General features: G+C 64.8%; 5 protein-coding genes and 1 pseudogene. 2 read left to right on the top strand and 4 right to left on the bottom strand.

The features are described from left to right. Positions 1-101, bottom strand: a pseudogene (locus A0J57_RS26905) (ATPase); the annotation flags it as partial. A gap of 1 nt (position 102) precedes the next feature. On the opposite strand from A0J57_RS26905, the gene A0J57_RS13745 reads away from it, so the two are divergent. Next, complete coding sequence (locus tag A0J57_RS13745; protein WP_061936373.1) at positions 103-993, top strand: sigma-54-dependent Fis family transcriptional regulator; 891 nt, start codon at positions 103-105, stop codon at positions 991-993. Between the two features lie 165 nt (positions 994-1,158). Here the strand turns inward: A0J57_RS13745 and groL are convergent, their stop codons facing one another. Both groL and groES read right to left on the bottom strand, forming a co-directional pair. Then, positions 1,159-2,805 carry a chaperonin GroEL gene (gene groL, locus A0J57_RS13740; RefSeq protein WP_025549258.1) on the bottom strand — a complete coding sequence of 549 codons (1,647 nt, stop codon included), beginning with the start codon at positions 2,803-2,805 and terminating at the stop codon, positions 1,159-1,161. A 101-nt stretch (positions 2,806-2,906) separates the two neighbouring features. Next, positions 2,907-3,194: a co-chaperone GroES gene (gene groES, locus A0J57_RS13735; protein WP_025549259.1), complete on the bottom strand. Its 288-nt coding sequence runs from the start codon at positions 3,192-3,194 to the stop codon at positions 2,907-2,909. Positions 3,195-3,628: 434 nt separating this feature from the next. Between groES and yghU the strand changes: the two genes are divergently transcribed. Next, on the top strand, positions 3,629-4,498 hold the full coding sequence (yghU, locus tag A0J57_RS13730) for a glutathione-dependent disulfide-bond oxidoreductase (protein ID WP_061936370.1): 870 nt from the start codon (positions 3,629-3,631) through the stop codon (positions 4,496-4,498). A 264-nt stretch (positions 4,499-4,762) separates the two neighbouring features. Here yghU and ligA read toward each other — a convergent pair whose 3' ends face one another. Next, on the bottom strand, positions 4,763-6,898 hold the full coding sequence (gene ligA, locus A0J57_RS13725; protein ID WP_061936367.1) for an NAD-dependent DNA ligase LigA: 2,136 nt from the start codon (positions 6,896-6,898) through the stop codon (positions 4,763-4,765). Between the last annotated feature and the right edge of the window lie 21 nt (positions 6,899-6,919).

The raw sequence follows: 6,919 nt of genomic DNA, 5'->3' as shown, positions 1-6,919 counted from the left end.
TAACCGAGCTCGTCGAGAACGATCAGGTCGAGCCGCGACAGCTGCGCCGCCAGGGTCCCGCCTTTGCCGATCCGGGTCTCCTCTTCGAGGCGTGTCACCATCATGGGGGAGACTGGCACCGGCAAGGAGCTGGTCGCGCGCTATGTGCACAGCCTCAGCGACCGGGCGCATACGCCTTTCGTCGCGGTCAATTGCGGCGCCTTTTCCGAATCGCTGATCGAAGGCGAATTGTTCGGTTATGAAAAGGGCGCGTTCACAGGCGCCAATGTCGCGCGGGCGGGATGGTTCGAGGCGGCCAATGGCGGGACGTTGTTCCTGGACGAACTGGGCGACCTTTCCCTGCCCTTGCAGGTGAAGCTCTTGCGGGTATTGCAGGAACGGGAAGTCGTTCGGCTGGGCTCGCGCAAGGCCGTGCCGCTCAATGTCCGCGTCATCGCAGCGACCAATGTCGAATTGCAGCAGGCGGTCAACGAGGGTCGTTTCCGTTCAGATCTTTTCTATCGCCTGCAGGTCGTATCCATCCCCCTTCTGCCACTGCGGGAGCGCAGAGCCGATATTCTTCCCCTGGCGCGCCATTTCCTTGAAATCTATGGTGCAAAGGCAGGCGTGAACCGGCTGGAACTGAGCGCGGCGGCCGAGGAGGCGTTGTTCCGCCATGGTTGGCCCGGCAATATTCGCGAGTTGGAAAATGCGATCCATCGTGCCGCTCTGATCTGCGAGGGCGGGCGCATCCAGCCCGCCGATCTCGGTCTTGGCAACCTCAGCGAATTGACCGATCCGACCGCCGACCCCGCGGCGCTGGAAGAGGCGGCAAGGCCCTTCGTCGCTCGGCTGCTGAATGGTGGGCACGATCGTCTGCTCGACCGGCTGGTGGCCTTCACGATAACGGAGGCCTTTCATCAATGCCATGGAAATCAGATCAAGACCGCCGAAGCATTGGGCATCACTCGCAATGTGGTGCGCACATATCTGAAGAATCTGAATTTGATCTAAGGCAAGCGCCAGGCAAATAGGGCCGGGCGCCCCCCGCTTAAGCGAGGAACCTGACGATCGAAGACAGGAAAAGGCCGGTGGATCGCTCCATCGGCCTTTTCCGTTTTTTCCGGATTTGGACTCCCAACATCGCGGGCGAGCCAAGGGCCCGCCCGCAACGCGGTCTTAGAAGTCCATGCCGCCCATGCCGCCCATGCCGCCGCCGGGCATGCCCATCGGCGCCTTGTCGTCGGAGGGCAGTTCGGCAATGGTCGCCTCGGTCGTGATCAGCAGGCCGGCCACCGAAGCGGCGTCCTGCAGCGCGGCGCGGACGACCTTGGTCGGGTCGATCACGCCAGCGGCGACGAGGTTCTCATAGGTGTCGGTCGCGGCGTTGAAGCCCTTGGTCTCGTCATTTTCGCGCAGCAGGTTGCCAGCGACGACGGCGCCGTCGACGCCCGCATTGCTGGCGATCTGGCGCAGCGGCGCTTCGATGGCCTTGCGGATGATGTCGATGCCGCGGGTCTGGTCGTCATTGGCGCCCTTGAGGTCCTTGAGGGCCTTGGTCGCGTACAGCAGGGCCGTGCCGCCACCGGGGACGATGCCTTCTTCAACGGCTGCGCGGGTCGCGTGCAGCGCGTCGTCGACGCGGTCCTTGCGCTCCTTCACCTCGACTTCGGTCGCGCCGCCGACCTTGATGACGGCCACGCCGCCAGCCAGCTTCGCCAGACGCTCCTGCAGCTTTTCGCGGTCATAGTCGGACGTGGTGGTCTCGATCTGAGCGCGGATCTGCTCGGTGCGGCCCTTGATCGCTTCGCCGTCGCCGGCGCCATCGACGATCGTGGTGTTGTCCTTGTCGATGGTGACGCGCTTGGCGGTGCCGAGCATGCCGAGGGTCACGTTCTCAAGCTTGATGCCGAGGTCTTCGGAGATGACTTCGCCCTTGGTCAGGACGGCGATGTCTTCCAGCATGGCCTTGCGGCGGTCGCCGAAGCCAGGCGCCTTGACCGCAGCGACCTTCAGGCCGCCGCGCAGCTTGTTGACGACCAGGGTCGCCAGCGCTTCGCCTTCAATGTCTTCCGCGATGATGAGCAGCGGACGGCCCGACTGAACCACGGCTTCGAGGATCGGCAGGATCGACTGCAGGTTCGACAGCTTCTTTTCGTGGATCAGGATGTAGGGGTCGGCGAGTTCGACCTGCATCTTTTCCGGATTGGTGATGAAGTAGGGCGACAGGTAGCCGCGGTCGAACTGCATGCCTTCGACGACGTCCAGTTCGAAATCGAGGCCCTTGGCTTCCTCGACGGTGATCACGCCTTCCTTGCCGACGCGGTCCATGGCTTCGGCGATCTTCTCGCCGACTTCACGGTCGCCATTGGCCGAGATGATGCCGACCTGGGCGACTTCGTTCGAACCGGCAACCGGCTTCGAGCGGGCCTTGATGTCCTCGACCACCTTGGCGACGGCGAGGTCGATGCCGCGCTTCAGGTCCATCGGATTCATGCCGGCGGCGACCGACTTCATGCCTTCGCGCACGATGGCCTGGGCCAGGACGGTCGCGGTGGTGGTGCCGTCACCGGCGATGTCGTTGGTCTTCGAAGCGACTTCGCGGACCATCTGGGCGCCCATATTCTCGAACTTGTCCTTCAGTTCGATTTCCTTGGCGACCGAAACACCGTCCTTGGTGATGCGGGGCGCGCCGAAGCTCTTGTCGATGACGACGTTGCGGCCCTTGGGGCCCAGGGTCACCTTGACCGCGTCGGCCAGGATGTCGACGCCGCGCAGGATGCGCTCACGAGCGTCACGCGAAAACTTTACGTCCTTCGCTGCCATGATCTTCTACCTCTCTTTGAGAATTGCAAATCTTGCGAAGTTCACACCGTTACAGGCACGAAAATCCGCCAAAAATAGGAATGACCGTCAGCTTCGCCGCTTTACGCGACGACGCCGAGAATGTCCGATTCCTTCATGATCAGCAGGTCTTCACCGTCGACCTTGACCTCGGTGCCCGACCACTTGCCGAACAGGATGCGGTCGCCGGCCTTGACGTCCAGCGGAGTGACCTTGCCGTCTTCCGACTTGCTGCCGGTGCCGACAGCGACGATTTCGCCTTCCTGCGGCTTTTCCTTGGCGGTGTCGGGGATGATGATGCCGCCGGCAGTCTTCTCTTCCGCCTCTACGCGGCGAACGAGAACGCGGTCATGCAACGGACGAAATGCCATGTTGATTGCCTTTCCCTCTTTACGACGTTGAATGGGAGGGGGGTGGAATCGCCACGCGACTCCGGCTCCTTCTCCCCGATGAACCCGTATCTGTTAGCACTCCCTGTCGGGGAGTGCCAGCGCCGTTTCATATGGACGGGAAGGCCGGACGATCAAGAGCCCCGTGCAAATTTTTTTCGTCCCGCCGCCCGCGACCGCAGCGCGAAAGACATGATGACGCGGGCGGCTATAGGCCTTTCCTGCCGGCAGAGACAGCCGGGGCAGCGACGAAATGCCTTCCACGTGCAAAAAATGCGACCAATGCAGCCGGGGCCGCCGCGCCGCCTTTTTTGATCATGCGGGGTTTGCACCGGACAGGGTCGATCCTTACCTAGCCCGGAGCGGCGGGCCCCTGCCCGCCCCATCCCGTTCCCGCCTTCGAAGGAGACGCCTGCATGACCGACACAGCCTATATTCCGCCGCGCGTCTGGACCTGGGACAAGGAAAGCGGCGGCGCCTTCGCCAATATCAACCGGCCGATCGCCGGGCCGACCCATGAGAAGGAATTGCCGGTCGGCAAGCACCCGCTCCAGCTCTATTCGCTCGCCACGCCCAATGGGCAGAAGGTGACGATCATGCTGGAGGAGCTGTTGGCGGCGGGCAAGGACGCCGAATATGACGCCTGGCTGATCCGGATCAACGAGGGCGACCAGTTCGGCAGCGGCTTCGTGTCGGTCAATCCCAACAGCAAGATCCCGGCGCTGATGGACCATGGCGTCTCGCCGCCCCGGCGGGTGTTCGAATCCGGATCGATCCTGATCTATCTGGCCGAGAAATTCGGTGCTTTCCTGCCGACCGATCCGGCCAGGCGGACCGAGACGCTCAACTGGCTGTTCTGGCAGATGGGCAGCGCGCCGCTGCTGGGCGGAGGTTTCGGCCATTTCTTCGCCTATGCGCCGGAGAAGTTCGAATATGCGATCAACCGCTATACGATGGAGGCGAAGCGGCAGTTGGACGTGCTGGACCGGCAACTGGCGGAGCATGAATATATTGCCGGGGATGAGTATACGATCGCGGACATGGCGATCTGGCCCTGGTATGGCGGGGTCGCGCTGGGCCGGGCCTATGATGCGGCGGAGTTCCTCGATGTGCAGAGCTATGGGAATGTGCTGCGCTGGGCGAAGCAGATCGACGCGCGGCCTGCGGTGAAGCGCGGGCGGATGGTCAACAAGGCGAACGGGCCGCTGGAGGAGCAGCTTCGGGAGCGGCATGAGGCCAGCGATTTCGATACGCGGACGCAGGACAAGCTGGAGGGGGCGGGTTGAGGATGGGAACCGGTCTTCCGATTGGGACGATGCGGTGACAGAAGCCCGGAGCGCGCGACGTGCTCCCGATCAACGCAGCGCGCTCTGAAGGTTTACGGTCATTGGGCCCCTCCCCTTTCAGGTTCGAACCGCGCCTCGTTTGAAGGATCAGGTGCGGGAGCGTCCAGCAGGCGAAGTTGCGCGTGGGGCACGCCCCCACCCCTCGGTCCCCCCTGAAGGGGAGGGGAAGCGGTCAATGCCCTGTTGGCCGGTCGTCCGCCCGACCTATCCGGCGGCCTTGACGATTTCGGCCCATGCGGCTTCGTCGATCACATCGATACCCAGCGCGGCGGCCTGTTTGAGCTTCGAGCCCGCGCCGGGACCGGCTACCACCAGGTCGGTCCTGGCGCTGACCGAACCGGCGGCCTTGGCGCCCAGTCGTTCGGCCTGCGCCTTGGCCTCGTCGCGGCTCATGGTTTCGAGCTTGCCGGTGAACACCACCGTCTTGCCCGTGACCGCGCTGGCGGTGGTTTCGACCAGATAGTCGGGCGGGGAGACTTCCCGCAGCAGGTCGTTCCAGACGTCCACATTATGCGGCTCGTGGAAGAAATCGGCCAAGGCGTGGCCGACCGCCGATCCCACATTCTCGACGCCGATATATTCGGCTATCGCCTTGTCGAGGCGGTTGCGGAAGCGGGATTCCTCTTCCCCCTCCGCAGGGGCGGCGGCGTCGCGCAGCGCGATGATGCCGGCAGCGAGCGCGCTGATCCCCTCCAGCGTCGTATAGCGCCTGAGCAGGTCGCGGGCGGTCACCGCGCCGATATGACGGATGCCCAGGCCGAAAAGCAGGCGGGCGGCATCCGGCTGGCGCTTGGCCTCTATGGCGGCGAGGAGATTGTCGACGGACTTTTCCTTCCACCCCTCCCGGCCGAGCAGGTCGGCGCGATGCGATTTCAGGCGGAAGATGTCGGCCGGCTCCGCGATCCAGCCCAGGTCGAGAAATTCCTGGATGCTCTTTTCGCCCAGCCCTTCGATGTCGAGCGCGGCGCGGCTGACGAAATGACGCAGCCGTTCGAAACGCTGGGCGGGGCAGATGAGGCCGCCGGTGCAGCGAATATCGACCTCCCCCTCCTCGCGCACGGCTTCCGAATGGCAGACGGGGCAATGATCGGGGAAAGCGAAGGGGGTGCGCGGTTCGTCGCGGGTGAGATTGTCGACCACCTGCGGGATGACGTCGCCGGCGCGCTGCACGACGATGCGGTCGCCAGGGCGGACGCCCAGCCGCTCGATCTCATCGGCATTGTGCAGGGTGACGTTGGAGACGACGACGCCGCCGACGGTGACGGGGGTCAGGCGGCCGACCGGGGTCAGCTTGCCGGTGCGGCCGACCTGGATGTCGATGGATTCCAGCGTGGTCTGGGCGCGTTCGGCGGGAAATTTATGGGCGATGGCCCAGCGCGGAGCCTTCGCGACGAAGCCGAGGCGTTGCTGCCAGTCGAGCCGGTCGACCTTGTAGACGACGCCATCGATGTCGAAGGGCAGGTCGGCGCGGGCGGCTTCGATGGCGCGGTAGTGGGCGATGAGGGCTTCGAGCGTGTCGACGCAGGTGAGGCGGTCGGAGACGGGCAGCCCCCAGCCTGCGATGGCCTGCATGACGCCGAGCTGGGTTTCGGCGGGGACGGCGCTGACCTCCCCCCAGCCATGGGCGAGGAAGCGCAGGGGGCGGCTGGCGGTGACGGCGGCGTCCTTCTGGCGCAGCGAACCGGCGGCGGCGTTGCGGGGATTGGCGAACTGGCGGGCCTTTTCCGGGTCGTCGGCTTCGGCGGCGAGGCGCGCGTTGAGGGCGACGAAATCGGCCTTGGCCATATAGACTTCGCCCCGCACCTCGAACAGGTCGGGGACGGCTTGCCCGGTCAGGCGCTGCGGGATGTCGGGGATGGTGCGGACATTGGCGGTGACGTCTTCCCCCGTCGTGCCGTCGCCGCGCGTGGCGGCGAGGACCAGTTCGCCCTTCTCATAGCGGAGGGAGCAGGACAGGCCGTCGATCTTGGGTTCGGCGGTGAGGGCGACGGGGGCGTCTTCGGGGAGCGCGAGGAAGCGGCGGACGCGGGCGATGAATTCGGCAATGTCCTCGTCCGCGAAGCCGTTGTCGAGGCTCATCATGCGGACGGCGTGCTGGACCTTCCTGAGCGCGGAGGTGGGCGCGGCGCCGACCTGGGCATTGGGGGAATCGCTGCGGATGAGGTGCGGGAAGGCGGCCTCCAGCGCGTTATTCTCGCGGACCAGCGCGTCATAGTCCGCGTCCGCGATCTCCGGCTCGTCCTGATCGTGATAGAGCCGGTTATGGCGCGCAATTTCGCGTGCGAGGCGCATCAGGCGGTTGGCGGCTTCGGCTTCGGTCATTTGCGTGGGGTCGGTCATGCGCCTCTCTTTAGCGCCAGC

Origin of the sequence: Sphingobium sp. 22B (assembly GCF_001580035.1) — a bacterium.
GTDB classification, from domain to species: domain Bacteria; phylum Pseudomonadota; class Alphaproteobacteria; order Sphingomonadales; family Sphingomonadaceae; genus Sphingobium; species Sphingobium fuliginis.
The sequence above is the reverse complement of the archived record's forward strand: the minus strand, read 5'-3'. Positions and strand labels throughout refer to the sequence as shown.